The organism is Burkholderia sp. AU30280 (assembly GCF_020420125.1).
Taxonomy (GTDB): domain Bacteria; phylum Pseudomonadota; class Gammaproteobacteria; order Burkholderiales; family Burkholderiaceae; genus Burkholderia.
This window is the reverse complement of sequence record NZ_JAIZRY010000019.1, coordinates 123,254-149,175: the sequence shown is the minus strand read 5'-3', so window position 1 is coordinate 149,175 and position 25,922 is coordinate 123,254. Positions and strand designations below refer to the sequence as shown.

The following is a 25,922-nucleotide window of genomic DNA, read 5'->3' as shown; positions in this document are numbered from 1 at the left end:
CTAATGCAAGCCGCCGCGCGCCTGCCCTTCACTTCGCCGCCCCCCTCTCCGGCCGTGCTCAGTTTGGCTGCGGTCCACGCTGTCGTCTGCCGTCATCACGCGAAGCACCGAGGGATTCGCCCGTGCGAGATGCTGCATTTCCACGTTGTACCCATATAGCCGATGAAGTCCCAGGGCAATTGCGCACGACCGCGAGTACCCGCCCTCACAGTGAACGACAATCGAAGACACCGCGTCGGGCAGGCCTTCGACGAACGAGCGGACCACGCGAGCCTGCTCGGGCGTGAATGCCTGGCTGAGTTTCTCCTGCGCCTTGCTTGACAATTTGGGCTTCAGGAAGTCCACGTCGGCGAAGCTCAGGCGCAATAGATGGTTGAAGCCGTCGAGACGGGCCGGCGGCCTTTCCGGCGCAGTAATGGAGACGATGGCCAACGACGGCAAACGTGGCAGTCTTTCCGCTTCGCATCGCGACAGCGCGAATACTTGGCGCATACCATTCGCCGGCGGCCTGTATAACTTGCCCAAAACATCCCGAAGTCGCTGCGTCATCTCGCCTTGCTCGCACTCTGCTGGCGCTGCTTAACGGCTCTGTTAGCTTTCGCGCGCGTTGCACGACATCGCTCCAACTCTATGCAAAGCAAATCTATTTCAGCTTGCATTTCAGCGGCTTGTTGTAGAAGCCGTCCGACTTCGTACCAATACGCATAGCCTAAATCACCTTCGGCCATCGCCAGCTCGTGAATCTTGCGGAGAGCAATCTCCAGGTCAATGTGATTGTTTGAATGCATCTTGTACTCCTCCGTAGACCTAGCATTTCGCGACTGAAAGGATAAGAGCGCGCGGGCGAAGCTGATGCGATTGTCCGTACGCGATTCGATGACTGCCTTTGTGCGCTCATATGCTGTGGTCATGGGATATTGTTCAATATACGTCGCAATTGCCGGTGCAATTGCACGCGCAGGCGCGCAATGTTCGCTGGCTTATCCGTGTGAGTCGGCTGGAACCAGGTCGGCGACTGGGGCGATGCATTCGTCGCAATAGACGCGGTGCCAATAACCTTTCCGAAGTTCGCCTGGCTTGCCGCAGCTCTCGCATACCTGCCGGGCGCCTGTCACTGCGATTTGCACATGCGCTTGGATGCGCGATTCCACATCCGGGGGACACAGCTGTCCACTGAGGAGAACTACCGTAAGCTGGCCGCCGACCTGCGTGATGTCGGTGCAGAGGGACAGTGCGGGATAGGTGGCCCGGCCGTGCAGGAGTGCCCTATCCATCTGGGCGATTTGCTCCGGAAACTGGAGTTGCTCCCGCCAAAAGGTGCGAAGCTCGGCCTCAATGTCGCGCGCCAGCGCTTCGATGATTGGGTACCAGCCAACGCCGCACTGAATACCAAAGTGCGAGATGTTCGCAAGGTACGACTCAGGATAATGCACCGCGCGAAAGAACAGCGGGAAGCAAGAAAACAGCTCGCGCTGCCTACTGTTCGCCATCCACATGCGGGGCTTAGGGTGCAGTTCGGTGTCCACGGGTTCAACCATCTTCAACAGCCGGCGCACCGCCGGCGAGTTATCACACGACAGCGTGCGACGCAGTCCTCGAGGAGCAATCACCAATAATTCTCCGTCATCGACCTGCGGCGGGACGCGCATGTCCTTCGCGAGGAACGATTGTGAAAGTGAAGTTTGCTACCGGTGCGTGCGTCGTGTGATGTTGACATTCAACGGTAGCGCGGCATCGCGAATCCGCGCGGTGGCAGGCCGAGGTTCGCTTTGCGAATAGTCTATTTTGGACTATTCCAAAATCGCTTGCAACCTTGCGGCTCTTCGCGTCGAGCCGCCAATGGAAAAATCTATCTACTCTCGCCGATACGCTCTGTTCGCTAAGCTGCTGCGAGCAGCCAGAGAAGAGGCAGGCTTTACACAAGAAGAGGTCGCAGCTCGCCTTGAGACCACTCAGACGTTCATTAGCAAGTGCGAGCGCGGAGAGCGCCGGCTGGATGTTATTGAACTATGTACCTGGTGTGAGGCTCTGGGTATACCAGCAAGCCAGTTCGTCGCTGAACTTGAGCAGAAGTTTTGACCAGCTGAGCGCGGTCATCGAGAACGCACAGCGCCATCTGAAAAATGGCCGACGTCAGGTAACAGTGCAAGTTCCCCCGTGTCCACACCTCTGCTGCCCACACCAGAGGTGTGGACAGCCGCCCTACGGGCGGCTCCAGAGTCGCCCAAACTCGAAGGTGTGACGCGCAGGTTTATCCACATCCCTTTGCGCGGCAACGCTCATCCCATTCTCATCGCCTGTTCTTGCTGGCTGCCGTTCGCTTCGTTACTGCGTGCAGCGGTTTGCTTCGCTGACGGTCTACAGCAGGAAGCGGATGGTTCAAGAAATCCTCTGTCAGGTTGCGGGTCTGTGCGTTATAGGCCCAGCGAGCAAACTGCTCCAGCAAAGCGTTGTTCTCGGCAGCAAGTCGTTGGTTTTCCGCTTCCAGCCTTGCGATACGCTGCAGGGCGACCTGCAACTCCGGCGATGCTACCGCCCTGGACTCTGCACTTTGCCCCGACAGCGCCTTCTTTCGCACCGTGAAGGCCAGCCGGATTCGCTCGTGGCGGTGAAGCGTCTGCCGCGTGTATCTGAGGCCCTCCCGTTTCTCGACCGCCTCGATAAGCGCTTCCCAGGTCAACCTGCCATTCCAGCCGTCAAGCACCTCGACGATGATGGTAACGACCTTGTCGTCAAGGTTCCTCTCTCTAATACGAGTCATTCCACACCCTCGCGAGGCGGCGATGAGTCTCCGCCTAAAGGCGCAGACAGCAATACGCGGGCTTGTTCCGCCTGCTCAAGCCGGGACGGAATGTCTGCGGGCATCAACTGGATGACGGCACCGCGCGGAACAGCCGGGTCATCCAGAATGTCGAGCAGTGCCGTTATCCGGGCGAGTTGGGTCCGATGATGCTCTGCCCATTCGCCGGCCCCAAGTTCACCGTCGGCGTCCGCCTGCTCAGCCATCGCCAGCAACCGCGTCGCCTCGGCATGGGCCTGTCGGATGCGATTTTCCTTATCCGACTCACCCTTCACGCAAGCCTGTTCTCCACAGTTGAGGCAATCGCGGTGCATCTGGCACGGCGACATCACGTAGTCGTGGATGCAATATCCGAAGTCCGTCGTGTGCGCCGTCGGCACCTTTAGCCTAGCAAACTCGTCGCGAGTGATGACTGCTGCGCGGGGCCCTGCGGCCAGCGGGCCAAACATGCGTGTGTCGTCGCCGACCGCAGTCCGGATGCGCGCCACGACGGCTGCGGGCGTCTCGTGGTCGTAGTAGCGGTTCTGCCGCACGTCCTTCCGGCCGGACCACTTGGCTATGTCAAGCTGGCTCAGACCACCAGCCTGCGCAAGTGTGTTCAGATAGTGGCGGAACTGATGGGTGTGGACACGAATCGGACCACCGTCGTGCTCATAAAAGCCGCAACGGTCAAAGATAGACTGGATGCCGTTGTTCGCCCCTTGGCCTAAGCGAGGATGGATGTGCGAGTCTGTCACCGGCTCAAGGACGCAGCGGAAGCGCGCCCGCCGCGGATGCAGCGCATTGCGTTGCATAACGAAGAGCGCATTGCTGTATAAGAGTCCTGTCTTTGCGACAACAACGGGGAATCCCCGCGGCAGTTGTCGAAGCACGACCGCCTCCACGTCAGCGAAACGGACATAGGCGTATCCGCTGCGCTTCTGCTTAGAAAGCCGATTGGCATCGCACCAAATGCGTGACGCGTTCGCGTCTACCGGCTCAGCAAAGACGATGTCAGCAACCTCAGCCATACTGAGCCACTCCTGCGTGCGGAGGTGCTCCATGTCTTCGGTCAGGTAAAGCTGGGTCGGGTGCTCTTCATACCAGCGTGCAACGACGCGCGCCTCATCGGTGAGTCTGCGGATTTTTGCAATTGCCGCTTCGACGACGCCGGACATCGTTGGAACAACCCACTTCACCATCGGAGCTGCCCCTTTGGCGGGCCACCATCTCAAGCCGTAGGCCGGCTCCTCCGAGCCTTCGCGTTGCTGCCGGACTTCGCAGTTGACCGGAAGCTGGAGTACCTCGCTGATACGGTCCGGCGCCGAACAAAGAATCGCTATGACCGACGACACGAGAACGTCGCCCGGCGACGTGGCAAGCTGAAATACCTGGGGCAGCGCATCAAGCGCCGCCGGGCTCGGCATCTTGGCCAACCGGCGCTCGTCAGCCTCCTTGCCAACCCTTACCGTATCGCTCGGCCGCCTCAATGGATTTCGCCATCGGTTCGGTACGGCAATCAAACGGTTGTCGCACAGGAAGTTGGCAATTTTTTCGAGTTGACCGCCGGTCCTGTATGCCGTGGTCGAGGCGGTTCGCTCACCAAGACGCTGAGCGGCGCGGTTTAGAACGTACCTGTCAATCCGCACCGGGTCCGCAGTTCCGGTCTCCAGCAGTGCTGCTTCCAGTGCCCTGAGGGCAAGGATGCGCTTCCCTACGTCGTGGGTCGGATTCATTCCGTGCTCATAGCGCATGTAGGACTTTGCGAAGGACTTAAACGGTTCGCGCATCATGACGCGCATCGGCTCGTTACAGGTATCGAGATTGCTATAAATGAGCCGCAGCCTCTTCAGTTTCCCAGCCAGCTTGATGGTGTCGGACACGTCCCAGAAGTCAGCCTCAAAGTCGAGTGACTGGCCGAATACCGTAAGCCTGGTCCTGCATAGGTCAATGAAGGCCATTAAATTGGCCCGGGCATCGAGGTCAGCCTGCGGCACGAACGTAACGAGGTTAGTCATTGGCCGTGCTGCTGTCATCGCGAGCAGCCTTGCAGAGCTGGACGACCTCCGCAACAGCCAAGATGGTACGGTCGTTAATCGACGCGATTCGCGCATCGCCAGCGGCCATCAAACGCTCCCGCTCTGCAATCAGATACTCCAGAACCTCCTCGTGCGGGCCGTCGAGCCACGGTTCGAAACTGTTGCAGGTGTAGCAGGCGATAGGCTTCAGGAACCCGCAGAAGCCGTGATTGCCACAACTGGACATCGCCTCGAATTTGCCAGTAACCGCCGGTGCCCGTATCCGACTCGCCGGGTCGTCGCTCCTCGTGGCCTCGGACGGACCGTTGACGAGCTTACCGGCAAACGCCCGCGCGAGCGGAGCGAGCTGCATCGCGACTGCGCGGTCGATGCGTTCAACAATAGCCGGCGTTGACCGTACGTACACGCCGACGTTTTGCGTGTCGGAATGGTCGAGCAGCTCGGCTATCACCAACTCGCCGTGGCCTTCTTCGGCTGCACGGGTACCTACTGTCTGGCGAAACCTCTTTGGCCCGATATGGATGTTGTCACCGGTGCGCTCCGAGATGACTTTGAGAGCGCTCATCGTCGAATTAATCTTGCCCCGCATTTGACCAGATGTCTGGTGATACTCAAACCCAGCAATCGCGCCATCCACTTTCTCCCCGGGAAACAGAGGAGCATCCAGAGGGTCATCGAGCAATCCGGCGAAACGCGTCTGGACCTCGTGGGCATGTCTGGCTACCAGCGCCCCAATCTCGGGAGTCAGCACGCGGTCCCTGAACTCGCCCCGCGCGTCGCTGTCACGCCCCTTCGCCCTTGGCATGCGGAGTGAATAAGTCGTTGCGCCGTCCTTTTCATGAACAACGACAACATCGCGGACCTTCAACGCCGCGTACTGCGTCGGCCGCTGACCCAGCATCATCAACAGCCAGCACAGCACATACGCTTCCATGCCGACGTCACGCCGGGCATAGGCGGCGTTGAGTGCCGTTTGAAGCGCCTCCAGCTCCAGCGCCGTGAACGGCCCATTCACAGGGTCCAACGTGGCTACGTCTACGCCCTTAGGGTTACCTTTCAACCGAAGCTGGGCCAAGAGCATGTCGGCATCTGACGTGACGCCGGTATAACCGAGTAGCCGCCAACGCTTCAAGAAGCCTGAGACGGCACCCAAATACCATTCATTATCCGGTCCAATATGCGACCTGTAGTTCAGGAGGTCCACACTTGAAATCACTACCAGAGGGGCTTTGCTCGTTTCGGCGACAAATTCAAACAAATGGCGCGCCCGATAGAACATGTTCCTCAAATGTGGCAGCGACTGATTCTGAGCGTACCAAACGAGTGTCGACCGAAACGCCAACTCGAAGTGGCTTCCAAGTCCAGGCAATGTGCCGAATTGGAGTTTTGCACTGAAGGTCGGCTCTCGCAGTTCCCACTCGTCGTCACGGGGGTCGAATATTACGCCCCCACGCGTCCTCACACTGACCGGCAGGATACCGGCATATGGCACAACGACCGGCAAGTCAACGCTGTTACTCGTTCTCATTGCGTGGTTTCACCATCGTGTTCTGCAGTTGCAGCGAGGCCTCGCGCGCCTTCCGCTGGATTTCGCGACGGGTATAGGTTTCAGCTGTGCCCGACGTTTCCGACCAGCCCATCAGGTGCGACCGAGTCTTCTTTTCCTTTTCCGGGTCCATGCCCTGCTCGTCAGCTTTCTTGGAGAAGTTGTAGTTGTTCGTGTGGCGGAACAGGTGCGGGAAGACACCCATCAGTTCAGGGTGCTTCGCGCTCAGCACCTCAAAAATCTTGTTGAGTCCGCGCAACGAAAGCGGCGCCCCACCGTTGGCCACGAACAGAAACGCATGCCTTCGTGCCTCGGGGAAGCCGCGTCGTTCCTCCAGGATGTAATGACGCGTCCGGCGTGCCAAATCGTCACTGATAGGTAGAAGTCGGTCGGCCGTCTTAGCATTGGGCTGATGAACGCGCGGGTCGCTGGGGTCATCCGGCCGTCGGGCGATAAACACTTCGTTCGCCCGGAAGTTCACGTCGTTAACCTTTACGCCAAGAAGCTCACCACGCCGGACGCCAAAGCCCATGAACCAGCGCACGATGAGTTCGTTGCGCAATCTGGCATGCCGACCTTCCCACGGATTATCCGGCGAATTGACGTCGACAATTTGCCACAGACGCTCCTGTGCTGCGTCATCGAGCGCCCTGCGGCCATGCGTCTTGTTGCGGTTGTTGCCGGTCGGAACACGGGCAGCCAAGCCGGCGACCACAATGTCTCTGGCACTAAGCAGTGCCGCGCGCGACGGATGTCGGGCGCTCAGACTCAGCAAACGCCGGTCGGCTAGCCAGCCAATGAACTGCCGGATGTACCGTATCCGCACACCAGCGGAATCGCCTGCAACTTCTGGAAGGCTTCTGTTCGCCCTAGCCCGGTAGCGTTCGATAGAAACGGCCGCTCGCTCAGCCGCAGTCGGGCACGCATCGACCTGCGCCTCGATATCCGACATTGGAAGGCGGCACATTTGCACGAGCGCATCAAGCTCCCCGAGGTCAAGTAACTGCCCTTCCAGCATGCGCGTGGCCAAGTCGATTCGATGCTTGTCACAGAAAAGCAGGAACACCTTCAGCGCACGCAGCACCTGCTCAATGGTGGCGCTCGCCCGATTGCGCGCCCGGAACTCGCTGAGGACGAAGACCGTCGGGTCGAACAACGGCACACCAGTGCGGACATCTATCAGCAGCGGGCAACGCTCGCCTGACTCAAAAACGGTACTCCTGACGGTGTAGCGTTCGGCCATTTATTTACATTTTAAAAGTGCCCGGTTCGCAGCACGATACAAGGCCATGAAAAAAATGTAAATAATAAAAAAGCCCGCAACCACGAAGGTTGCGGGCAAGATAGTTACACTTTCCTAAAAGTACCCGTCAGAACGGAATATCGTCGTCCATCTCGTCGAAGCCGCCGCCTGCCGGTGCGCTCGGACGGCTCTGCGCGCCGCCGCCTGCACCGCCACGCGCTGCGCCGCCGGCACGACCGCCGCGCTCCATCTGCTCGCCGCGGCCGCCGCCACCACCACCACCGTAGCCGCCGCCGTAACCGCCTTCATCGCCGCCGCCACCGCCGCCGCCCGCACCACCGCGGCCGCCGAGCATCTGCATCTGGTCGGCGACGATTTCGGTCGAGTAACGATCCTGCCCGTCCTGGCCCTGCCACTTGCGCGTGCGGATGCGGCCTTCGATATAGACCGACGAACCCTTCTTCAGGTATTCGCTGACGATTTCCGCCAGGCGACCGAAGAACGCGACGCGATGCCACTCGGTCATTTCCTTGAAATCGCCGCTTGCCTTGTCCTTGTAGCGGTCGGTCGTCGCGAGACGGATGTTCGCAACCGCGTCGCCGCTCGGCAGGTAACGGACTTCAGGATCGGCGCCGAGATTGCCGACGAGGATGACCTTGTTGACGGATGCCATGTGTTTCTCCAGTAAATTCGATGCCGGGCCGCCCGGTCATAGTGTCGGTACGGCCCGCCGGGCAAGCCGGCGAACGCCGTCGGTGCCTGCCCGAAGTAAGTTCAGGCCTTGCGCGGTGGCGCTTTCATGCTGGCCGCGATTATAAGCCAGGCGGCAACGAGCCCCGAGCACGTGTAGAACACCGTATTGGCGCCTCCGTGCTTCAGCAGCCAGCCACCCGCGATGCCGCCGAGCGCGAGCCCGATCGACTGCGTGGTGTTGTAGACGCCCGTGGCCGCGCCCTTGCGCGAGCCGGGCGCGAGCTTCGATACGAGCGACGGCTGCGACGCTTCCAGGATGTTGAAACCCAGGAAGTAGACGAAAAGAATCGCCGCCACAATCAGGATGGTATGCGGCGCGCTGCCCAGCAGCAATTGGCCGATCAGGATAGCCAGGATGCCGCCGAGCAGCACCGGCTTCATCTTGCCCCGTTTTTCCGCAACGATGATCGCCGGAACCATCATCACGAACGCGAGCCCCATCACCGGCAGGTAGACCTTCCAGTGCGCGGCGACCGGCAGGCCGCCGTCGACGAGCAGGCGCGGCACGACGAGGAACAACGCCGTCTGCGTCGCGTGCAGCACCAGCACGCCGAAGTTCAGGCGCAGCAGCTCGACGTTGTGCAGCACCTCGGCGAACGGCGCGGGCACGTGCACCGGCTTCGCCGCATCGGGCACGATCCACAGCACGACGCCGATCGCGAGGATCGACAGCACGCCGACGATCGCGAACAGCCCGCTCATCCCGACCCAGTGGAACACGATCGGCGCACCGACGATCGCGACCGCGAACGACACGCCGATCGAGCCGCCGACCATCGCCATCGCCTTCGTGCGGTTCTGCTCGGAGGTCAGGTCGGCGATGAATGCGAGCACCGCGGACGACACCGCGCCCATCCCCTGGATCACGCGGCCGACGATGATCCACGTGATGTCATGCGCGGACGCGGCGACGAAGCTGCCGATCGCGAAGATCACGAGGCCCGTGGCGATCACCGGCTTGCGGCCGAACTTGTCGGACGCCCAGCCGTAGAAGATGTAGAACAGCGACTGCGTGACGCCGTAGGCCCCGAGCGCGATGCCGACGAGCAGCACGTTGTCGCCGCCCGGGATGGTTTTCGCGTAGACCGAGAACACCGGCATGATCATGAACAGGCCGAGCATGCGCAGCGCGAAGATCGCCGCGAGCGACGCGGTCGCGCGCAATTCGGGCGCAGTCATGCGGGAAGACGTGGCAGACGGATTGGACATCGGGAATGAATTTCGAATGATCGGAATGGCCGCCCGACACCGGGCGGCGGAAGATCAGGACCAGCGGCCCGGGAGGCTTGGCCGGCAACACGTCGGGGCAGGATTCAGGCAGCCCGCAGGCCGCCCGGAACCGCGCGGCGCGGCCGCTTTCCCGGCGCAGGCGCCATCTTGCTGCCATCCGCTGCTAAGGCTGGGGGCCCCAAACGACGGCCTCGAAAAGCCGTTATAGTAGCAGGTTTGGTTCCCTCCATTTTGGCCAGGTTCATGGAACAGATCCGCATCCGTGGGGCTCGTACCCACAACCTGAAAAACGTCAATCTCGACCTGCCGCGCCACAAGCTGATCGTGATTACCGGGTTGTCCGGGTCGGGCAAGTCGTCGCTCGCGTTCGATACCCTTTATGCCGAGGGCCAGCGCCGCTACGTCGAAAGCCTGTCCGCGTATGCCCGCCAGTTCCTGCAGCTGATGGAGAAACCCGACGTCGACCTGATCGAAGGCCTGTCGCCGGCGATCTCGATCGAGCAGAAGGCGACGTCCCACAACCCGCGTTCGACCGTCGGCACGGTCACGGAAATCCACGACTACCTGCGACTTTTGTTCGCACGTGTCGGCACGCCGTACTGCCCCGACCACGACATCCCGCTGGAAGCGCAAAGCGTGTCGCAGATGGTCGACGCGGCGCTCGCGCTGCCCGAGGAAACCAAGCTGATGATCCTCGCGCCCGTCGTCGCGAACCGCAAGGGCGAGCACGCGGAGCTGTTCGAGGAGATGCAGGCGCAGGGTTTCGTGCGCTTTCGCGTGCGCTCGGGCGGAGGCGCCGCGAACGAAGGCGTCGCGAAGATCTACGAAGTCGAGTCGCTGCCGAAGCTGAAGAAGAACGACAAGCACACGATCGACGTCGTCGTCGATCGCCTGAAGGTGCGCCCGGACATGAAGCAGCGCCTCGCCGAGTCGTTCGAGACGGCGCTGCGCCTCGCCGACGGCCGCGCGATCGCGCTCGAGATGGATACCGACCACGAGCACCTGTTCAGCTCGAAATTCGCGTGCCCGATCTGCTCGTACTCGCTGCAGGAGCTCGAGCCGCGCCTGTTCTCGTTCAACAACCCGATGGGCGCGTGCCCGGAATGCGACGGCCTCGGCCAGATCACGTTCTTCGACCCGAAGCGGGTCGTCGCGCACCCGTCGCTGTCGCTCGCCGCCGGTGCCGTGAAGGGCTGGGACCGCCGCAACCAGTTCTACTTCCAGATGCTGCAGAGTCTCGCGGCGTTCTACGAATTCGACATCGACGCCGCGTTCGAGGATCTCCCGGAAAAGATCCGCAAGGTGCTGCTGTTCGGCTCGGGCAAGCAGACGATCCCGTTCTCGTACATCAACGAGCGCGGCCGCACGACAATTCGCGAGCATGTGTTCGAAGGGATCATCCCGAACCTCGAGCGCCGCTACCGCGAGACCGATTCGGTCGCGGTGCGCGAAGAGCTGTCGAAGTACCAGAACAACCAGCCCTGCCCGTCGTGCGACGGCACGCGCCTGCGCCGCGAGGCGCGCCACGTGCGGATCGGCACGGGCGACTACGCGCGCGGCATCTTTGAAATCAGCGGCTGGCCGCTGCGCGACGCGCTCGGCTATTTCGACGGCCTGTCGCTCGACGGCGCGAAGCGCGAAATCGCCGACAAGGTGATCAAGGAAATCGTCGCGCGCCTCACCTTCCTGAACAACGTCGGCCTCGACTACCTGTCGCTCGAACGCAGCGCGGAAACCCTGTCGGGCGGCGAGGCCCAGCGCATCCGGCTCGCGTCGCAGATCGGCTCGGGCCTCACGGGCGTGATGTACGTGCTCGACGAGCCTTCGATCGGCCTGCACCAGCGCGACAACGACCGCCTGATCGCAACCCTCAAGCACCTGCGCGACCTCGGCAACTCGGTGATCGTCGTCGAGCACGACGAGGACATGATCCGCACGGCCGACTACGTCGTCGACATGGGCCCGGGCGCCGGCGAGCACGGCGGCGTGATCGTGGCGGAAGGCACGCCGAAGCAGGTGCAGTCGAACCCGCAGTCGCTCACCGGCCAGTATCTGGTCGGCAAGCGCACGATCGAATACCCGGACGAGCGGCTTGCCCCCGATCCCGAGCGGATGCTGCGCATCGTCGACGCGCACGGCAACAACCTGAAGCACGTCGATCTGGAACTGCCGGTCGGCCTGCTGACCTGCATCACCGGCGTGTCGGGTTCCGGCAAGTCGACGCTGATCAACGACACGCTGTATCACGCGGTCGCGCGACACCTGTACGGCTCGTCGGCCGAACCGGCGCCGCACGAGGCGATCGAGGGCCTCGAACACTTCGACAAGGTGATCAACGTCGACCAGTCGCCGATCGGCCGCACGCCGCGCTCGAACCCGGCCACCTACACGGGCCTGTTCACGCCGATCCGCGAGCTGTTCTCGGGCGTGCCGACCTCGAAGGAGCGCGGCTACGATCCGGGCCGCTTCTCGTTCAACGTGAAGGGCGGCCGCTGCGAATCGTGCCAGGGCGACGGCGTGCTGAAGGTGGAAATGCACTTCCTGCCGGACGTCTACGTGCCGTGCGACGTGTGCCACGGCAAGCGCTACAACCGCGAAACGCTCGAAGTGCAGTACAAGGGCAAGAACATCAGCGAAGTGCTCGACATGACGGTCGAGCACGCGTACGCGTTCTTCAGCGCGGTGCCGGTCATCGCGCGCAAGCTGAAGACGCTGCTCGACGTCGGCCTCGGCTACATTCGCCTCGGCCAGTCGGCCACGACGCTGTCGGGCGGCGAGGCGCAGCGCGTGAAGCTGTCGCTCGAACTCTCCAAGCGCGACACCGGCCGCACGCTGTACATCCTCGACGAGCCGACCACCGGCCTGCACTTCCACGACATCGCGCTGCTGCTGGAAGTGATCCACCGGCTGCGCGACCAGGGCAACACGGTCGTGATCATCGAGCACAACCTCGACGTAATCAAGACGGCCGACTGGGTCATCGACCTCGGCCCCGAAGGGGGCGCCGGCGGCGGCCAGATCATCGCGCAGGGCACGCCCGAGCAGGTCGCGAAGACAAAGGCGAGCTTTACCGGCAAGTATCTGGCGCCGCTGCTCAAGCGCCCGGCCCGCAAGGTCGCGGCGGGCTGACGCGTCCCGCCCTCTCCTGCCGCCCCCCCCCCCCCCCCCCCCCGCGCCCCTGCGCACCGCGCAACGAGCCCCCTCTCGTTTTCCCTTCTGCGTTTACACCATGCGCCAAACGGCTCCGTTGCGGACCATAATGGCGGCTATACTTTACGGTCGTAAGGTTCGCCGTACGCACCAATCCGGTGCGGCGTCGGGCGAACACGGCTCTGCCGCGCATTCCGCGGCATGACACACGAACGACAGGAATCCACGATGGAGAAGCAACCAGACTCGTCTCGCGATGTGCAGAATCGCGAACCGCACCTGCGCAGCGTGCGGCTGACGAGCGACTTCAGCCTGCCGAAACTGTCGGCACTCGAGATCGGCAGCTATGTGTTCGCGATCCTCGCCATGTGGCTCGTGATCGAGCTCAAGCTGCTCGGCGGGCTGCTGGCCGGCCTGCTCGTCTACCAGCTGATCCACACGATCGCCCCCGTGATCGAACGCCACACCACGAGCATGCGCGCACGCTGGGTCGCCGTCGTGCTGCTGTCGATCGCGATCGTCGGCGCGCTGACGGGCCTGACGATCGGCATCATCGAACACTTCGAGCGCACGGTGCCGAACCTGCAAAGCCTGCTCGACCAGCTGATGCAGATCGTCGAGCAGACCCGCGCACGCACGCCGGCCTGGATCGCGAACCTGCTGCCCGTCGATGTCGAGCAGATGAAGACGAAGGCAGCCGTGCTGATGCACTCGCACATGGACCAGCTCCAGCAAAGCGGCAAGAGCGTCGCGCGCGGCTTCGGCCACGTGCTGTTCGGGATGATCATCGGCGCGATGATCGCGATCGGCGTCGAGCACGGCAAGGTGCGCCGGCCGCTGTCCACGGCGCTCGTCACGCGCGTGTCGCGCTTCGCCGACGCATTCCGCCGGATCGTGTTCGCGCAGATCAAGATCTCGGCGATCAACGCAGTGTTCACGGGCATCTACCTGCTCGTCGCCCTGCCGATCTTTCACCAGCGGCTGCCGCTGTCGAAAACGCTCGTGCTCGTCACGTTCATCGTCGGGCTGCTGCCCGTGATCGGCAACCTGATCTCGAACACGCTGATCGTCGCCGTATCGCTGTCGGTCAGCATGGGCACCGCGATCGCGTCGCTGGCGTTCCTCGTGGTCATCCACAAGCTCGAATACTTCCTGAACGCGAAGATCATCGGCGGCCAGATCGAGTCGCGCGCATGGGAGCTGCTGCTCGCGATGCTGATCATGGAAGCCGCGTTCGGGCTGCCGGGTGTGATCGCCGCGCCGATCTTCTATGCGTACCTGAAGCGCGAGCTGTACCTGCTGCGGCTGATCTGACGCAGCCCGTGCGTCAGCGGCAATAAAAAACGCCGCGCCCCGTGAAGGGCGCGGCGTTTTTGTTTGTGGGGGGCGGCCGTCCAGCGCCCGACGAATCAGCGGAACACGACCGTCTTCGTCCCGTTCAGCACGATCCGGTGCTCGACGTGCCACTTCACCGCGCGCGCGAGCGTCACGCATTCGACGTCACGGCCGATCGCGGTCAGCTGATCGGGCGTCATGCTGTGGTCGACGCGCTCGACTTCCTGCTCGATGATCGGGCCTTCGTCGAGATCGGTCGTCACGTAGTGCGCGGTCGCGCCGATCAGCTTCACGCCACGGTCGAACGCCTGGTAGTAAGGCTTCGCTCCCTTGAAGCTCGGCAGGAACGAATGGTGGATGTTGATCGCGCGACCGGCGAGCTGCTCGCACATGTTCGGCGACAGGATCTGCATGTAGCGCGCGAGCACGACGAGATCGGCCTGGTGCTCGTCGATCACTTCCAGCACGCGTGCTTCCTGCGCGGCCTTCGCGGCATCGGACGAACCGCCGATCAGCGGGAAGTGATGGAACGGGATGTTGTAGCTCGCGGCGAGCTGGTAGAACTCCTTGTGGTTCGACACGATCGCCGGGATCTCGATCGGCAGCTGGCCGGTGCGATAGCGGAACAGCAGGTCGTTCAGGCAGTGGCCGATCTTCGACACCATGATCACGACGCGCGACTTCACGGCTGCGTCATGCAGTTCCCAGCGCATCGAGAACTGTTCCGCGAGCGGTGCGAATTCCTTGCGAAGCGTGTCGAGCGCCGACGCGGCATCCGCGCCGCCGCCGTCCTGCTCGAAGTGCACGCGCATGAAGAATTCGCTGGTGCGGCTGTCGCCGAACTGCGCCGAATCGAGGATGTTGTTGCTGCGCTCGAACAGGAAGCCCGAGACCGCATGGACAATGCCGTGCCGGTCGGGGCACGACAGTTTCAAGATAAAGCTGTGATCGGTCGGCATGACCGCTACTCCCTTCGTTTCCGTATTCGTCAAATGGCCCGTTCGCGCCGCCAGGCTGCATGCATGGCACGCGTCACGCGGCCGGTGCGAACAGTGCGTCGATGCCCGCGGCGTCGGCCGCCGGGATCCAGCGGTGGCGCAGCAGCGTGTCGAGCGTCGCGAGGCTTGCATCCATCGTCGCGCGGCCGGCGCGCAGCCAGCCGATCACCTCGGGCACGCCGGCCAGCAGGTGTTCGGCCACTTCGCCGTCCTGGTTGCGCGGCGCGAAGTCGCGCGGCAGCGGCAGGTCGTACACGAAGATCAGTTCGGACTGCGTGCCTTCCGGCAGCGAGCACAGCACCTGCACCGCGCGGCCCGCGATCGCGCGCGCGGCCAGTTCGGCCGGAATGCCGGCTTCTTCCCAGCATTCCTTCGCGAGCGTCTCGTGAACGCCCAGGCCCCAGCCGATCCCGCCCGCGACGACGTTGTCGAGCATGCCGGGGTCGGTTGCCTTGGTCTCGCTGCGGCGGCCGAGCCACATCTGCGGGACGGCCGCGGCAGACGGCTCGCCCGGCGTAACCGCATATTCTACGATGCCGTTCAGATGCACCGCGTAAGTCTGCGTACCGAAGAAGCGCGACGCGGCGCGCTCGATGTACGCCAGCGGCGGATCGTCGAAGCGGTTGCGGATCGCGTAGATCTCGTCGCGCCAGCCGGGGATCGCGCCTTCGGCCGCGAGCGCGCCGATCGCGCTCGCCAGCGCCATGCTGCGTGCGTCGACCGATTCGTAGCGCGCCGACAGCACGGCGCGCTCGTCGGTCAGCTCGAACACGTCGGGCCAGCGGGCGAGCCTCGCGACGTCCTCGCGGCGCACCCAGCCGACCGCCTGGCCGGCAATCTCGAAACGCAGGTGCGCGGCCGGATCGAAGCGGCGCGCGGCCGCAATGCATGGAAACGTCATCGCGATCAGTCCTTCAGCGCGACGCGGATGCCGATCGCGATGAACGTCGCGCCGGCGATCCGGTCGAGCCACACGCCGGCCTTCGGGCGGCGCTTCAGCCACGCGCCGATCATGCCCGCGCCGACGCCGAACAGCGAAAAGATCGCGGCCGTCTGCAGCATGAACAGCGCGCCGAGTTCGAACATCTGCAGCGTCACGCTCTGCCCGCCGTGCGGATCGACGAATTGCGGCAGGAACACGACGAAGAACAGCGTGACCTTCGGGTTCATCAGGTTGCCGATCACGCTCTGCCGGAAGATCGTGCCAAGCGGCTGCGGCGGACGCGCATGCGCATTCGCGAGGCCCTGGCTGCGCAGCGCCTTGATGCCGATCCACACGAGGTATGCGGCGCCCGCGAGCTTCAGGATCTCGAACGCGACCGGGGACGAGCGCAGCACGGCCGCGACGCCGAGCGCCGCGAGCGTCGTGTGGAACAGGATCCCGGCCGTGAAGCCGAGCGCGGCGACGAAGCCGGCCGCGCGGCCCTGCGAGATGCCGCGTGCGAGCACCTGCAGGTTGTCGGGCCCCGGCGCGAACGTGATCGCGATCGACGTGGCGAGAAACAGCATGAAGTTGGGCATCGTGACCTCGCGGCGTAGCGTGGAAGTTCAGACGGGCCGGCGTTCAGTGGCCGGCGAATTCGGTGACGGTATAAACCGGCAGTCCGGCGTTGCGCAGCAACGCCGAGCCGCCGAGATCGGGCAGGTCGATGATCGCCGCGCCTTCGACGACCTCCGCACCGAGCCGCTGCAGCAGGTTGCGCCCCGCCATCATCGTGCCGCCGGTCGCGATCAGGTCGTCCATGATGATCACGCGATCGCCGGGGCGGCACGCGTCTTCGTGGATCTCGACCGTCGCGCTGCCGTATTCGAGCTCGTACGATTCCGAGCGCGTCTTGTACGGCAGCTTGCCGACCTTGCGGATCGGCACGAAGCCGACGCTCAGTTCGTACGCGACGATCGGCGCGATGATGAAGCCGCGTGCATCGAGGCCCGCGACGTAGTCGAGCTTTGCATCGACATAGCGCTCGACGAACAGGTCGACGAGGATGCGCAGCGCCTTCGGGCTCTGCAGCAGCGTCGTGATGTCGCGGAACATCACGCCCGGCTGCGGCCAGTCAGGCACCGTGCGGATCTGGCTGTGGATGAAGGCGACCGGATCGAGCGGTGCGCCCGACGACGAATGCGGCATGAAACTCTCCGAAAAAAACGGTGCGCGAAGATCGGGCACCGTTTCGAATCAATACGGGTCAGATTGTGACACCAAGCGCGGCTCAGGCGGCCGCAGCCGGCGGATCGCGCCGATGCCGCGACAGCCGCTCCTCCGCGAGCGCGAGCGCCTCGGGCAGCCCGCGCAGCACGACGATGTCGCTCGCGCGCAGCTTGGTCTGCGGATCGGGTTCGACGCCGCGGATACCGTGCCGGCGAATCGCCGTGACTTCGAGCCCGAATGCATACAGCCCCAGTTCTTCCAGCGAACGCCCGACGGCGTCCGCGCGCGCATCGACCGGCACCGATTGTAGCCGCACCAGCTCGCGGTCGTCGTCGTCCGCGTCGTCCGCGCCGCGGAAATAGCCGCGCAGCAGGCTGTAGCGTTCGTCGCGCATTTCCTCGACGCGCCGCACGACCTTGCGCATCGGCACGCCGACCAGCACCAGCGTGTGCGACGCGAGCATCAGGCTGCCTTCGACGATTTCCGGAATCACCTCGGTCGCGCCGGCCGCGAGCAGCTTCTCGAGATCGGCATCGTCGACGGTGCGCACGATCGCGGGCAGCGTCGGCTCGAGTTCGTGCACGTGATGCAGTACGCGCAGCGCGGACGGCGTGTTCGCGTAGGTGATCGCCACCGCCGCCGCGCGGTGAATACCGGCCGCGAGCAGCGACTCGCGGCGCGCCGCGTCGCCGAACACGACCGATTCGCCGGCCGCCGCGGCCGCGCTCACGCGATCGGGGTCGAGGTCGAGCGCGACGTACGGAATGCCCTCCTGCTCGAGCATCCGCGCCAGGTTCTGGCCCGCGCGGCCGTAGCCGCAGATGATCACGTGGCCGCGCTGCTTGAGGCTTTGCGTCGCGATCCGCGTCATCTGCAGCGACTGCTGCATCCATTCCGTCGACGACAGCCGCATCACGATCCGGTCGGCGTTCTGGATCAGGAACGGTGCGGCGAGCATCGACAGCAGCATCGACGCGAGGATCGCCTGCAGCAGCGTCGAATCGACGAGATGCCGGTCGAGAATCAGGTTCAGCAGCACGAAGCCGAATTCGCCGGCCTGCGCGAGGCCGATGCCCGTGCGCATCGCGACGCCCGGCGTCGCGCCGAACAGCCGCGCGAGCCCGGCGATCATCGTCGCCTTGAACAGGATCTGCCCGACGAAGAAACCGAACACGAGGAACGGGTGCTCCCAGATCACGCGCGGATCGAGCAGCATCCCCGTCGTCACGAAGAACAGGCCGAGCAGCACGTCGCGGAACGGCTTGATGTCCTCCTCCACCTGATGGCGGAACGGCGTCTCGGAGATCAGCATCCCCGCGATGAACGCGCCGAGCGCGAGCGACAGGCCGAACTTGTCGGTGATGAATGCGGCGCCGAGCGTGACGAGCAGCAGGTTCAGCACGAAGAGTTCCTGCGAGCGGCGCCGCGCGACGACGTTGAGCCAGCGCGTCATGAAGCGCTGCCCGATGACCAGCAGCAGCGTGAGCGCGATCACGATCTTGACGGCCGCGAAGCCGAGCGTGATCGCGAGGTCCTTCGACGATTCGGCGCCGAACGCGGCGATCACGATCAGCAACGGCACCACCGCGAGATCCTGGAACAGCAGCACGCCGAAGATGTTGCGGCCGTGCTCGGTCTCGATCTCGAGCCGCTCGGCGAGCATCTTCGACACGATCGCCGTCGACGACATCGCGAGCGCCCCGCCAAGCGCGATGCTGCCCTGCCACGTGATGTGCTCCCAGCGCTGGAACAGCGCACCGAGCACGAGTGCGAGCGCCAGGGTCGCGACCACCTGCATCAGGCCCAGCCCGAACACGAGCCGCTGCATCGACCTCAGCTTCGCGAGCGAGAATTCGAGGCCGATCGAGAACATCAGGAACACCACGCCGAATTCCGCGAGATGCTCGGCCCGTTCGAGATCCGCCGTAATGCCGAGCGCGTGCGGGCCGACCAGGATGCCGACGGTCAGGTAGCCGAGCATCGGCGGCAGGTTCAGCGAACGGAATACGACGACACCCACCACCGAGGCCAGCAGCAGCAGCAGGGTCATTTCGAGCGGGGAAATCACGGGCAAAGCGTCCTCGTTCGTCGGGGCCACCGCGAAGCGGAAACGGTGGCGTAGCGTGGGATAGGCGGCATCGGACGAGTCCGATGGCCCGGCGCGGCGAACAAACGCCTTTGCTATACTCCGCGCATGATAGCGAAAATCAATGATGACCGGGCGCTCGCGCTCGCCCGCGACGTGCTCGACATCGAGGCGGACGCCGTGCGCGCGCTGCGCGACCAGCTCGACGGCGGCTTCGTCCAGGCCGTCGCGCTGCTGCTCGGCTGCCGCGGCCGCGTGGTGGTGTCCGGTATCGGCAAATCGGGGCATATCGCCCGCAAGATCGCAGCCACGCTGGCCAGTACCGGCACGCCGGCCTTCTTCGTCCACCCTGCCGAGGCCAGCCACGGCGACCTCGGGATGGTCACCTCCGACGACGTCTTCATCGGCATCTCCTATTCCGGCGAATCGGAAGAACTCGTCGCGATCCTGCCGCTCGTCAAGCGGATCGGCGCGAAGCTGATCGCGATCACGGGCCGTGCGGAGTCGAGCCTCGGCACGCTCGCCGACGTGAACCTGAACGCCGCGGTCTCGAAAGAGGCCTGCCCGATGAACCTCGCGCCCACGGCGAGCACGACCGCCGCGCTCGCGCTCGGCGACGCGCTCGCCGTGGCGGTGCTCGACGCGCGCGGCTTCGGCTCGGAAGATTTCGCACGCTCGCACCCGGGCGGCGCACTCGGCCGGCGCCTGCTCACCTACGTGCGCGACGTGATGCGCTCGGGCGACGACGTCCCGTCCGTCGGGCTCGACGCGACGCTGTCGGACGCGCTGTTCCAGATCACCGCGAAGCGCCTCGGCATGACGGCCGTGGTGGACGCCAACGGCAAGGTCGCGGGCATCTTCACGGACGGCGACCTGCGCCGCGTGCTCGCGCGCGACGGCGACTTCCGCACGCTGCCGATCACCGACGTGATGACGCGCAACCCGCGCACGGTTGCACCGGATCACCTGGCGGTCGAGGCCGTGGAACTGATGGAGCGCTACCGGATCAACCAGATGCTGGTGGTCGATGCCGACGGCGTGCTGATCGGCGCGCTGAACATGCACGACCTGTTTTCGAAGAAGGTGATCTGATGAGCGCAGCGCTGACTGCGGCCGAACGCGCGAGCCGTGTGAAGCTGATGATTTTCGACGTCGACGGCGTGCTGACCGACGGCGGCCTGCTGTTTACCGCGACGGGCGACACGATGAAGTCGTTCAATTCGCTCGACGGCCACGGCGTGAAGCTGCTCGGCGAAGCCGGCATCGCGACCGCGATCATCACGGGCCGCCGCTCGGAGATCGTCGCGGCGCGCGCGAAGGAAATGAAGATCGCGCACCTGTTCCAGGGCGTCGAGAACAAGCTGACCGTGTTCACCGACCTGATCGCCTCGCTCGGCCTCACCGCCGACCAGTGCGGCTACATGGGCGACGACTGGCCCGACCTGCCCGTGATGCTGCGCTGCGGCTTCGCGACGGCTCCGGCGAATGCGCACCCCGAGGTGATCGCCCGCGCGCACTGGGTGGCCGAGGCCCGCGGCGGCCACGGCGCCGTGCGCGAAGTCTGCGACGCGATCCTGCGCGCGCAGCGCCGCTACGACGCGCTGCTCGCGACCGCCTGCGGAGCCTGACGGATGAACAAGCATTTCCGCTGGACCCAGTTGCTGCCGCTCGCCGCGGTCGCCGCGCTCGCGGGCATCACGTGGTGGCTGCTGCAGGCGACGCTGCCGCCGCCGGGCGAAGGCGTCGCGCAGCCGAAGCGCCATACGCCCGACTATTTCGCGGACAACTTCTCGGTCACCGAACTCGACCAGTCCGGCACGACCCAGTACCGGCTGACGGCCGCGAAGCTGATCCATTACGAAGACACCGAAAACAGCGACCTGGCCGATCCGGCCATGCGCGCATTCCAGCCCGGCAAGCCGGTCGTGACGACCACCGCGAAGCGCGGCACCGTCAACGGCGACGTATCGATCGTCGACTTGTACGACGACGCGCGCATCCTGCGCGCGGCCGGCGGCGGCGATCCGCAGATGCAGGCCGATTCCCAGCATTTCCGGATCTTCGTCAATGACGATGTGATCCAGACCGAAAAGCCGGTTAAACTTCAGCGCGGCCTGTCGCTCGTCAATGCGACCGACGGCATGAAGTACAACAACGTCACCCGGGTCATCGAGCTTTACGGCAACGTGCGCGGCACGATCGCCGCGGCGGACACGTCCGGCGGCTCGAAAGGTCAACCCAAGTGACGACTCCCTCACGTGACTGCATGAACGAACCGTTCCCTCGACATATTTCCGGCGGCGCTGCGCGCGCCGTCCGCGCCGCGCTTGCCGCGACGCTCGTGGCGCTCCCGCTGGTCGGGCTGGCGCCGCTCGCCCATGCCGAGAAGGCCGACCAGAACAAGCCGATCAACGTCGAGGCCGACAACCTGACCTATGACGACCTGAAGCAGGTCACGGTCGCGACCGGCAACGTCGTGATCACGAAGGGCACGATCATCATCAAGGGCGATCGCGTCGAAGTGCGCCAGGATCCGGAAGGCTATCAGTACGCAACGTCGTTCGGCAGCGGCAAGAAGCACGCGACGTTCCGCCAGAAGCGAGAAGGCCTCGACGAGTACATCGACGGCGACGCCGAGCGCATCGACTACGACGGCAAGCAGGACCTGACCACGCTGACCACCGCCGCGACCGTGCGCCGCCTGCAGGGCACGTCGACGATCGCCGATACCGTGCACGGCAGCGTGATCACGTACGACGGCCAGCGCGACTTCTACACCGCGAAGGGCGGCAAGGACGTCGCCGCGCCGGGCAACCCGAACGGCCGTGTGCGCGCGATGCTGTCGCCGAAGAACGGCGGCCCCGCGCCACTGAACGGCGCGCCTGCGAAGCTGTCGCCGTCGACCACGATCCAGGGGGCGCCGGGCCAATGAACGCGCTACCGAACCGCCAGCCGGCCGGCACGACGAGCTCGCTCGTCGTCCGCAACCTGAAGAAGCGCTACGGCTCGCGCACGGTCGTCAAGGACGTGTCGCTCGACGTGAAGAGCGGCGAAGTCGTCGGCCTGCTCGGCCCGAACGGCGCCGGCAAGACCACGTCGTTCTACATGATCGTCGGCCTCGTGCCGCTCGACGCGGGCGAGATCTCGCTGAACGGCAGCTCGATCAGCCTGCTGCCGATCCACAAGCGCGCATCGCTCGGCCTGTCGTACCTACCGCAGGAAGCGTCCGTGTTCCGCAAGCTGACCGTCGAGGAGAACATCCGCGCGGTGCTCGAGCTGCAGCACGACGAAAACGGCAAGCGGCTGTCGAAGGACGCGATCTCGTCGCGCGCCGAAGCGCTGCTCGACGAACTGCAGATCGGCCACCTGCGCGAAAACCCCGCGCTGTCGCTGTCGGGCGGTGAGCGGCGCCGGGTCGAAATCGCGCGCGCGCTGGCAACCAACCCGAACTTCATCCTGCTCGACGAACCGTTCGCCGGCGTCGACCCGATCGCGGTGCTCGAGATCCAGAAGATCGTCAAGTTCCTGAAGCAGCGCAACATCGGCGTGCTGATTACCGATCACAACGTCCGCGAAACGCTCGGCATCTGCGACCACGCCTACATCATCAGCGACGGCTCGGTGCTCGCCGCCGGTGCACCAAGCGACATCATCGAAAACGAAAGCGTGCGCCGCGTATACCTCGGCGAACACTTCCGGATGTAACTCCTCCTCGTGGCTGGCTGCACCCCGCCCGGCGCTGCCGCGCGGGGCCGCGCCCCGCTTCGCGGCCATGCCCGCGGCCGGGCGGCGCGCCGCGCGTAATCGCGGATGGCTCAACGCGCCTGGGTCGTGGCAAACTGCCGGTATGACTCCCTCCTCGCCATGAAAGCCAGCCTTCAACTCCGCCTGTCGCAACATCTGGCGCTGACGCCCCAGCTACAGCAGTCGATCCGGCTCCTGCAGTTGTCGACGCTCGAACTGCAGCAGGAAGTCGCGATGGCCGTCGCGCAGAACCCGCTGCTCGAGAACGACGATGAATGGATCGCGAGCCCGCTGCGTGTCGCAGCGGACGGATCGCTGATCGCGCAAACGCCTCCCGCACAGAACACCGAGCCCGCTGCGGCAAACAGCAGCAATTCGTCGAGCGAGCGCGCCGAGCGCGACGAGCCGGCCGGCGCGGACGAATACGACGGTTACGCGTCCGGCGACGGCAACGACGGCCCGCAGTGGAACCTCGACGAATTCGGCCGCTCGAGCGGCGCGTCCGACGACGACGACCTCCCGCCGCTGCAGGTGCAGGAAGCGGCGACGTCGCTGCGCGACCACCTGTCCGCGCAATTGCGCGTCACGCAGGCCAGCCCGCGCGATCGCGCGCTCGTGATGTTCCTGATCGAGTCGCTCGACGACGACGGCTACCTGACCGCCACGCTCGACGAAGTGCTCGCCGACCTGCCGCCCGAGCTGGAGATCGACTGCGACGAACTGAACGCGGCGCTCGCGCTGCTGCACAGCTTCGATCCGGCCGGGGTCGGTGCCCGCTCGGCATCCGAGTGCCTGAAGCTGCAGTTGCTGCGCCTCGATCCGTCCCCGACACGTACGCTCGCGCTCGAAATCGTGTCGCAGCATCTCGAACTGCTCGCCGCCCGCGACTTCACGCGGCTGCGCAAGCACCTGAAGGCGAGCGACGACGCGCTGCGCGACGCACACACGCTGATCCGCTCGCTGGAGCCGTTCCCCGGCGCCGCGTACGGCAAGGCCGAGGCCGACTACGTCGTGCCCGACATCATCGTGAAGAAGGCCGGCCAGGGGTGGCTCGCGGAGCTCAATCCGGAAGTCGTGCCGCGCCTGCGGATCAACAACCTCTACGCGAACATCCTGCGCAACAGCCGCGGCGATCCGTCGGCCGGTTCGCTCAAGCAGCAGCTCCAGGAAGCACGCTGGCTGATCAAGAACATCCAGCAGCGTTTCGACACGATCCTGCGTGTCGCGCAAGCGATTGTCGAGCGTCAAAAGAACTTCTTTGCGCACGGTGAAATTGCCATGCGCCCCTTGGTTTTGCGGGAAATAGCTGATACGCTGGGCCTACACGAGTCGACTGTCAGCCGTGTGACAACCGGGAAGTACATGCTGACCCCGTTCGGGACGCTTGAATTTAAGTACTTCTTCGGATCTCACGTTTCGACCGACACCGGTGGCGCCGCTTCGTCGACTGCCATCCGAGCCCTCATCAAGCAACTGATAGGAGCTGAAGACCCTAAATCGCCACTTTCGGACAGCCGCATTGCCGAGCTGCTGGCAGAACAAGGATTCGTGGTCGCGCGCCGCACGGTCGCGAAGTATCGCGAAGCCCTCAAGATCCCGGCAGTGAATCTGCGCAAGTCTCTTTAGCCTGCTGCCTGCCCGGCGGCAGGCGTGTTCCGGCCACCGCGCACACGGGGAACAGGCCGGGCGACCTGTCCACGATACGCCGCCTCGTGCGGCACGGGCAAGTCGACCGGAGCGCCGCCTCGATGCGGCCGGGTGGTCACTCGCTTGGAGAAGCACTATGAACCTGAAGATCAGTGGACATCATCTCGAAGTCACGCCTGCAATTCGCGAATACGTGATCACCAAGCTGGACCGGGTGCTACGGCATAGCGATCAGGTGATCGATGGCACTGTGATCCTCTCGGTCGACAACCACAAGGAAAAGGACAAGCAGCAGCGCGCGGAAATCAACCTGCACCTGAAGGGCAAGGACATCTTCGTCGAAAGCGCGAACGGCAACCTGTACGCAGCGATCGACCTGCTGATCGACAAGCTGGACCGGCAGGTCGTCAAGCACATGGAGCGCCTGCAAACGCACGCGCACGACCCGATCAAGCTTCAACCGTCGATCGACCAGATCGAACTGCCGCCGCAGTAACCTGCACCGCAACACACACGTCGCCCGGTTCGCCGGGCGTTTTTTTTGCGACTCCGCGCCCGTGGTGCAACCGGTCCGCCCGCGCTGCGCCACGCACGCGGCTGTGCTCTATAATGTTCCGGTTATCGCCGGGGGGCGCTGGATGCGGTAGCTGCGTTGCACGTTGCCGATGCCGAACGCCTTGATATCGCCGAACATGGATAATCAGTCTGCCGCCGCAAGGGGACCCCAGGCCGCCCAATCGCCTGCCAACATGAATCGCCTAGCCAAAATCCTGCCCATAGAGAACGTCGTCATCGACCTCTCAGTCACCAGCAAGAAACGCGTGTTCGAACAAGCCGGGCTGATGTTCGAGAATCAGAACGGCATCGCCCGCAGCACTGTCACGGACAACCTGTTCGCGCGCGAGCGCCTCGGCTCGACCGGGCTCGGCGAAGGCGTCGCGATTCCGCACGGGCGCATCAAGGGTCTCAAGCACCCGCTCGCCGCGTTCGTCCGGCTCGCCGATGCGATTCCGTTCGAAGCCCCCGACGGCCAGCCGGTCGGCCTCCTGATTTTCCTGCTCGTGCCCGAGCAAGCCACCCAGCAGCACCTCGAGATCCTGTCGGAAATCGCGCAACTGCTGTCCGATCGCGACGCGCGCGAGCGTCTGCACAACGAAACGGATATCGCCGAGTTGCATCGCCTGCTCACTCAGTGGCAACCTTGAGTTGATCCGGGTGGA

25 protein-coding genes are annotated in these 25,922 nt (G+C 64.3%); 11 read left to right on the top strand and 14 right to left on the bottom strand.

Annotated elements, in window-relative coordinates:
- From LGN17_RS33155 to LGN17_RS33145, 3 genes are all read right to left on the bottom strand, one after another.
- Nucleotides 1-492: a hypothetical protein gene (locus LGN17_RS33155; protein ID WP_319000880.1), complete on the bottom strand. Its 492-nt coding sequence runs from the start codon at nucleotides 490-492 to the stop codon at nucleotides 1-3.
- A 53-nt stretch (nucleotides 493-545) separates the two neighbouring features.
- Nucleotides 546-788, bottom strand: coding sequence for a hypothetical protein (locus LGN17_RS33150; RefSeq protein ID WP_226201069.1), 243 nt, complete (start codon nucleotides 786-788; stop codon nucleotides 546-548).
- 192 nt (nucleotides 789-980) lie between these two features.
- On the bottom strand, nucleotides 981-1,649 hold the full coding sequence (locus LGN17_RS33145; protein WP_226201068.1) for a hypothetical protein: 669 nt from the start codon (nucleotides 1,647-1,649) through the stop codon (nucleotides 981-983).
- A 190-nt stretch (nucleotides 1,650-1,839) separates the two neighbouring features.
- On the opposite strand from LGN17_RS33145, the gene LGN17_RS33140 reads away from it, so the two are divergent.
- Nucleotides 1,840-2,079, top strand: a complete 240-nt coding sequence (locus LGN17_RS33140) for a helix-turn-helix domain-containing protein (protein ID WP_226201067.1) — start codon at nucleotides 1,840-1,842, stop codon at nucleotides 2,077-2,079.
- Between the two features lie 211 nt (nucleotides 2,080-2,290).
- On the opposite strand, the gene LGN17_RS33135 is transcribed toward LGN17_RS33140, so the two are convergent.
- From LGN17_RS33135 to LGN17_RS33110, 6 genes are all read right to left on the bottom strand, one after another.
- Entirely contained in the window at nucleotides 2,291-2,761 is a 471-nt protein-coding gene (locus tag LGN17_RS33135; protein WP_226201066.1) for a hypothetical protein, read from the bottom strand.
- Nucleotides 2,758-4,797 carry an integrase gene (locus LGN17_RS33130; RefSeq protein ID WP_226201065.1) on the bottom strand — a complete coding sequence of 680 codons (2,040 nt, stop codon included), beginning with the start codon at nucleotides 4,795-4,797 and terminating at the stop codon, nucleotides 2,758-2,760. Before LGN17_RS33130 ends, LGN17_RS33135 begins: the two co-directional genes overlap by 4 nt.
- On the bottom strand, nucleotides 4,790-6,346 hold the full coding sequence (locus tag LGN17_RS33125) for a site-specific integrase (protein ID WP_319000879.1): 1,557 nt from the start codon (nucleotides 6,344-6,346) through the stop codon (nucleotides 4,790-4,792). Before LGN17_RS33125 ends, LGN17_RS33130 begins: the two co-directional genes overlap by 8 nt.
- The gene (locus LGN17_RS33120; protein ID WP_226201063.1) at nucleotides 6,333-7,607 is read right to left on the bottom strand and encodes a tyrosine-type recombinase/integrase; all 1,275 of its coding nucleotides are present in this window, start codon (nucleotides 7,605-7,607) and stop codon (nucleotides 6,333-6,335) included. Before LGN17_RS33120 ends, LGN17_RS33125 begins: the two co-directional genes overlap by 14 nt.
- 127 nt (nucleotides 7,608-7,734) lie before the next feature.
- On the bottom strand, nucleotides 7,735-8,280 hold the full coding sequence (locus LGN17_RS33115; RefSeq protein ID WP_226201062.1) for a single-stranded DNA-binding protein: 546 nt from the start codon (nucleotides 8,278-8,280) through the stop codon (nucleotides 7,735-7,737).
- Nucleotides 8,281-8,381: 101 nt separating this feature from the next.
- Nucleotides 8,382-9,569 carry an MFS transporter gene (locus tag LGN17_RS33110; RefSeq protein ID WP_175958400.1) on the bottom strand — a complete coding sequence of 396 codons (1,188 nt, stop codon included), beginning with the start codon at nucleotides 9,567-9,569 and terminating at the stop codon, nucleotides 8,382-8,384.
- 264 nt (nucleotides 9,570-9,833) lie between these two features.
- Between LGN17_RS33110 and uvrA the strand changes: the two genes are divergently transcribed.
- Together uvrA and LGN17_RS33100 are read left to right on the top strand one after the other, a co-directional pair.
- Nucleotides 9,834-12,719: an excinuclease ABC subunit UvrA gene (gene uvrA, locus LGN17_RS33105; protein ID WP_226201061.1), complete on the top strand. Its 2,886-nt coding sequence runs from the start codon at nucleotides 9,834-9,836 to the stop codon at nucleotides 12,717-12,719.
- Nucleotides 12,720-12,968: 249 nt separating this feature from the next.
- A complete protein-coding gene (locus LGN17_RS33100; protein WP_226201060.1) occupies nucleotides 12,969-14,054 on the top strand; it encodes an AI-2E family transporter in 1,086 nt (361 codons plus the stop codon).
- A gap of 95 nt (nucleotides 14,055-14,149) precedes the next feature.
- On the opposite strand, the gene purU is transcribed toward LGN17_RS33100, so the two are convergent.
- From purU to LGN17_RS33075, 5 genes are all read right to left on the bottom strand, one after another.
- Complete coding sequence (gene purU, locus LGN17_RS33095; protein ID WP_226201059.1) at nucleotides 14,150-15,034, bottom strand: formyltetrahydrofolate deformylase; 885 nt, start codon at nucleotides 15,032-15,034, stop codon at nucleotides 14,150-14,152.
- 73 nt (nucleotides 15,035-15,107) lie between these two features.
- On the bottom strand, nucleotides 15,108-15,974 hold the full coding sequence (locus tag LGN17_RS33090; RefSeq protein WP_226201058.1) for an NUDIX hydrolase: 867 nt from the start codon (nucleotides 15,972-15,974) through the stop codon (nucleotides 15,108-15,110).
- A 5-nt stretch (nucleotides 15,975-15,979) separates the two neighbouring features.
- Nucleotides 15,980-16,594, bottom strand: coding sequence for a LysE family translocator (locus LGN17_RS33085; RefSeq protein WP_175221625.1), 615 nt, complete (start codon nucleotides 16,592-16,594; stop codon nucleotides 15,980-15,982).
- Nucleotides 16,595-16,637: 43 nt separating this feature from the next.
- Entirely contained in the window at nucleotides 16,638-17,204 is a 567-nt protein-coding gene (locus tag LGN17_RS33080) for an adenine phosphoribosyltransferase (protein ID WP_175958405.1), read from the bottom strand.
- Between the two features lie 82 nt (nucleotides 17,205-17,286).
- Nucleotides 17,287-19,293: a cation:proton antiporter gene (locus LGN17_RS33075; protein ID WP_226201057.1), complete on the bottom strand. Its 2,007-nt coding sequence runs from the start codon at nucleotides 19,291-19,293 to the stop codon at nucleotides 17,287-17,289.
- 126 nt (nucleotides 19,294-19,419) lie between these two features.
- On the opposite strand from LGN17_RS33075, the gene kdsD reads away from it, so the two are divergent.
- From kdsD to LGN17_RS33035, 8 genes are all read left to right on the top strand, one after another.
- The gene (kdsD, locus tag LGN17_RS33070) at nucleotides 19,420-20,403 is read left to right on the top strand and encodes an arabinose 5-phosphate isomerase KdsD (protein ID WP_226201056.1); all 984 of its coding nucleotides are present in this window, start codon (nucleotides 19,420-19,422) and stop codon (nucleotides 20,401-20,403) included.
- Nucleotides 20,403-20,939, top strand: coding sequence for a KdsC family phosphatase (locus LGN17_RS33065; RefSeq protein WP_226201055.1), 537 nt, complete (start codon nucleotides 20,403-20,405; stop codon nucleotides 20,937-20,939). Before kdsD ends, LGN17_RS33065 begins: the two co-directional genes overlap by 1 nt.
- A 3-nt stretch (nucleotides 20,940-20,942) precedes the next feature.
- Nucleotides 20,943-21,557, top strand: coding sequence for an LPS export ABC transporter periplasmic protein LptC (gene lptC / locus LGN17_RS33060; protein ID WP_175958408.1), 615 nt, complete (start codon nucleotides 20,943-20,945; stop codon nucleotides 21,555-21,557).
- Between the two features lie 20 nt (nucleotides 21,558-21,577).
- Complete coding sequence (gene lptA, locus LGN17_RS33055; RefSeq protein WP_175958409.1) at nucleotides 21,578-22,243, top strand: lipopolysaccharide transport periplasmic protein LptA; 666 nt, start codon at nucleotides 21,578-21,580, stop codon at nucleotides 22,241-22,243.
- Nucleotides 22,240-23,016, top strand: a complete 777-nt coding sequence (gene lptB / locus LGN17_RS33050; RefSeq protein WP_175958410.1) for an LPS export ABC transporter ATP-binding protein — start codon at nucleotides 22,240-22,242, stop codon at nucleotides 23,014-23,016. The genes lptA and lptB overlap by 4 nt, the downstream gene beginning before the upstream one ends.
- A gap of 159 nt (nucleotides 23,017-23,175) precedes the next feature.
- Nucleotides 23,176-24,681, top strand: coding sequence for an RNA polymerase factor sigma-54 (locus tag LGN17_RS33045; RefSeq protein ID WP_226201054.1), 1,506 nt, complete (start codon nucleotides 23,176-23,178; stop codon nucleotides 24,679-24,681).
- 157 nt (nucleotides 24,682-24,838) lie between these two features.
- Nucleotides 24,839-25,198, top strand: coding sequence for a ribosome hibernation-promoting factor, HPF/YfiA family (gene hpf, locus LGN17_RS33040; RefSeq protein WP_006477786.1), 360 nt, complete (start codon nucleotides 24,839-24,841; stop codon nucleotides 25,196-25,198).
- A gap of 169 nt (nucleotides 25,199-25,367) precedes the next feature.
- The gene (locus LGN17_RS33035) at nucleotides 25,368-25,907 is read left to right on the top strand and encodes a PTS sugar transporter subunit IIA (protein ID WP_226201053.1); all 540 of its coding nucleotides are present in this window, start codon (nucleotides 25,368-25,370) and stop codon (nucleotides 25,905-25,907) included.
- Nucleotides 25,908-25,922 lie beyond the last annotated feature (15 nt).

Excerpts from the sequence above, each read along its gene's own strand:
- LGN17_RS33155 (WP_319000880.1), bottom strand. The coding sequence starts at position 492 with ATGCGCCAAGTATTCGCGCTGTCGCGATGCGAAGCGGAAAGACTGCCA.
- LGN17_RS33150 (WP_226201069.1), bottom strand. The coding sequence starts at position 788 with ATGCATTCAAACAATCACATTGACCTGGAGATTGCTCTCCGCAAGATT.
- LGN17_RS33145 (WP_226201068.1), bottom strand. The coding sequence starts at position 1,649 with ATGCGCGTCCCGCCGCAGGTCGATGACGGAGAATTATTGGTGATTGCT.
- LGN17_RS33140 (WP_226201067.1), top strand. The coding sequence starts at position 1,840 with ATGGAAAAATCTATCTACTCTCGCCGATACGCTCTGTTCGCTAAGCTG.
- LGN17_RS33135 (WP_226201066.1), bottom strand. The coding sequence starts at position 2,761 with ATGACTCGTATTAGAGAGAGGAACCTTGACGACAAGGTCGTTACCATC.
- LGN17_RS33130 (WP_226201065.1), bottom strand. The coding sequence starts at position 4,797 with ATGACTAACCTCGTTACGTTCGTGCCGCAGGCTGACCTCGATGCCCGG.
- LGN17_RS33125 (WP_319000879.1), bottom strand. The coding sequence starts at position 6,346 with ATGAGAACGAGTAACAGCGTTGACTTGCCGGTCGTTGTGCCATATGCC.
- LGN17_RS33120 (WP_226201063.1), bottom strand. The coding sequence starts at position 7,607 with ATGGCCGAACGCTACACCGTCAGGAGTACCGTTTTTGAGTCAGGCGAG.
- LGN17_RS33115 (WP_226201062.1), bottom strand. The coding sequence starts at position 8,280 with ATGGCATCCGTCAACAAGGTCATCCTCGTCGGCAATCTCGGCGCCGAT.
- LGN17_RS33110 (WP_175958400.1), bottom strand. The coding sequence starts at position 9,569 with ATGTCCAATCCGTCTGCCACGTCTTCCCGCATGACTGCGCCCGAATTG.
- uvrA (WP_226201061.1), top strand. The coding sequence starts at position 9,834 with ATGGAACAGATCCGCATCCGTGGGGCTCGTACCCACAACCTGAAAAAC.
- LGN17_RS33100 (WP_226201060.1), top strand. The coding sequence starts at position 12,969 with ATGGAGAAGCAACCAGACTCGTCTCGCGATGTGCAGAATCGCGAACCG.
- purU (WP_226201059.1), bottom strand. The coding sequence starts at position 15,034 with ATGCCGACCGATCACAGCTTTATCTTGAAACTGTCGTGCCCCGACCGG.
- LGN17_RS33090 (WP_226201058.1), bottom strand. The coding sequence starts at position 15,974 with ATGACGTTTCCATGCATTGCGGCCGCGCGCCGCTTCGATCCGGCCGCG.
- LGN17_RS33085 (WP_175221625.1), bottom strand. The coding sequence starts at position 16,594 with ATGCCCAACTTCATGCTGTTTCTCGCCACGTCGATCGCGATCACGTTC.
- LGN17_RS33080 (WP_175958405.1), bottom strand. The coding sequence starts at position 17,204 with ATGCCGCATTCGTCGTCGGGCGCACCGCTCGATCCGGTCGCCTTCATC.
- kdsD (WP_226201056.1), top strand. The coding sequence starts at position 19,420 with ATGATAGCGAAAATCAATGATGACCGGGCGCTCGCGCTCGCCCGCGAC.
- LGN17_RS33065 (WP_226201055.1), top strand. The coding sequence starts at position 20,403 with ATGAGCGCAGCGCTGACTGCGGCCGAACGCGCGAGCCGTGTGAAGCTG.
- lptC (WP_175958408.1), top strand. The coding sequence starts at position 20,943 with ATGAACAAGCATTTCCGCTGGACCCAGTTGCTGCCGCTCGCCGCGGTC.
- lptA (WP_175958409.1), top strand. The coding sequence starts at position 21,578 with ATGAACGAACCGTTCCCTCGACATATTTCCGGCGGCGCTGCGCGCGCC.
- lptB (WP_175958410.1), top strand. The coding sequence starts at position 22,240 with ATGAACGCGCTACCGAACCGCCAGCCGGCCGGCACGACGAGCTCGCTC.
- LGN17_RS33045 (WP_226201054.1), top strand. The coding sequence starts at position 23,176 with ATGAAAGCCAGCCTTCAACTCCGCCTGTCGCAACATCTGGCGCTGACG.
- hpf (WP_006477786.1), top strand. The coding sequence starts at position 24,839 with ATGAACCTGAAGATCAGTGGACATCATCTCGAAGTCACGCCTGCAATT.
- LGN17_RS33035 (WP_226201053.1), top strand. The coding sequence starts at position 25,368 with ATGCCGAACGCCTTGATATCGCCGAACATGGATAATCAGTCTGCCGCC.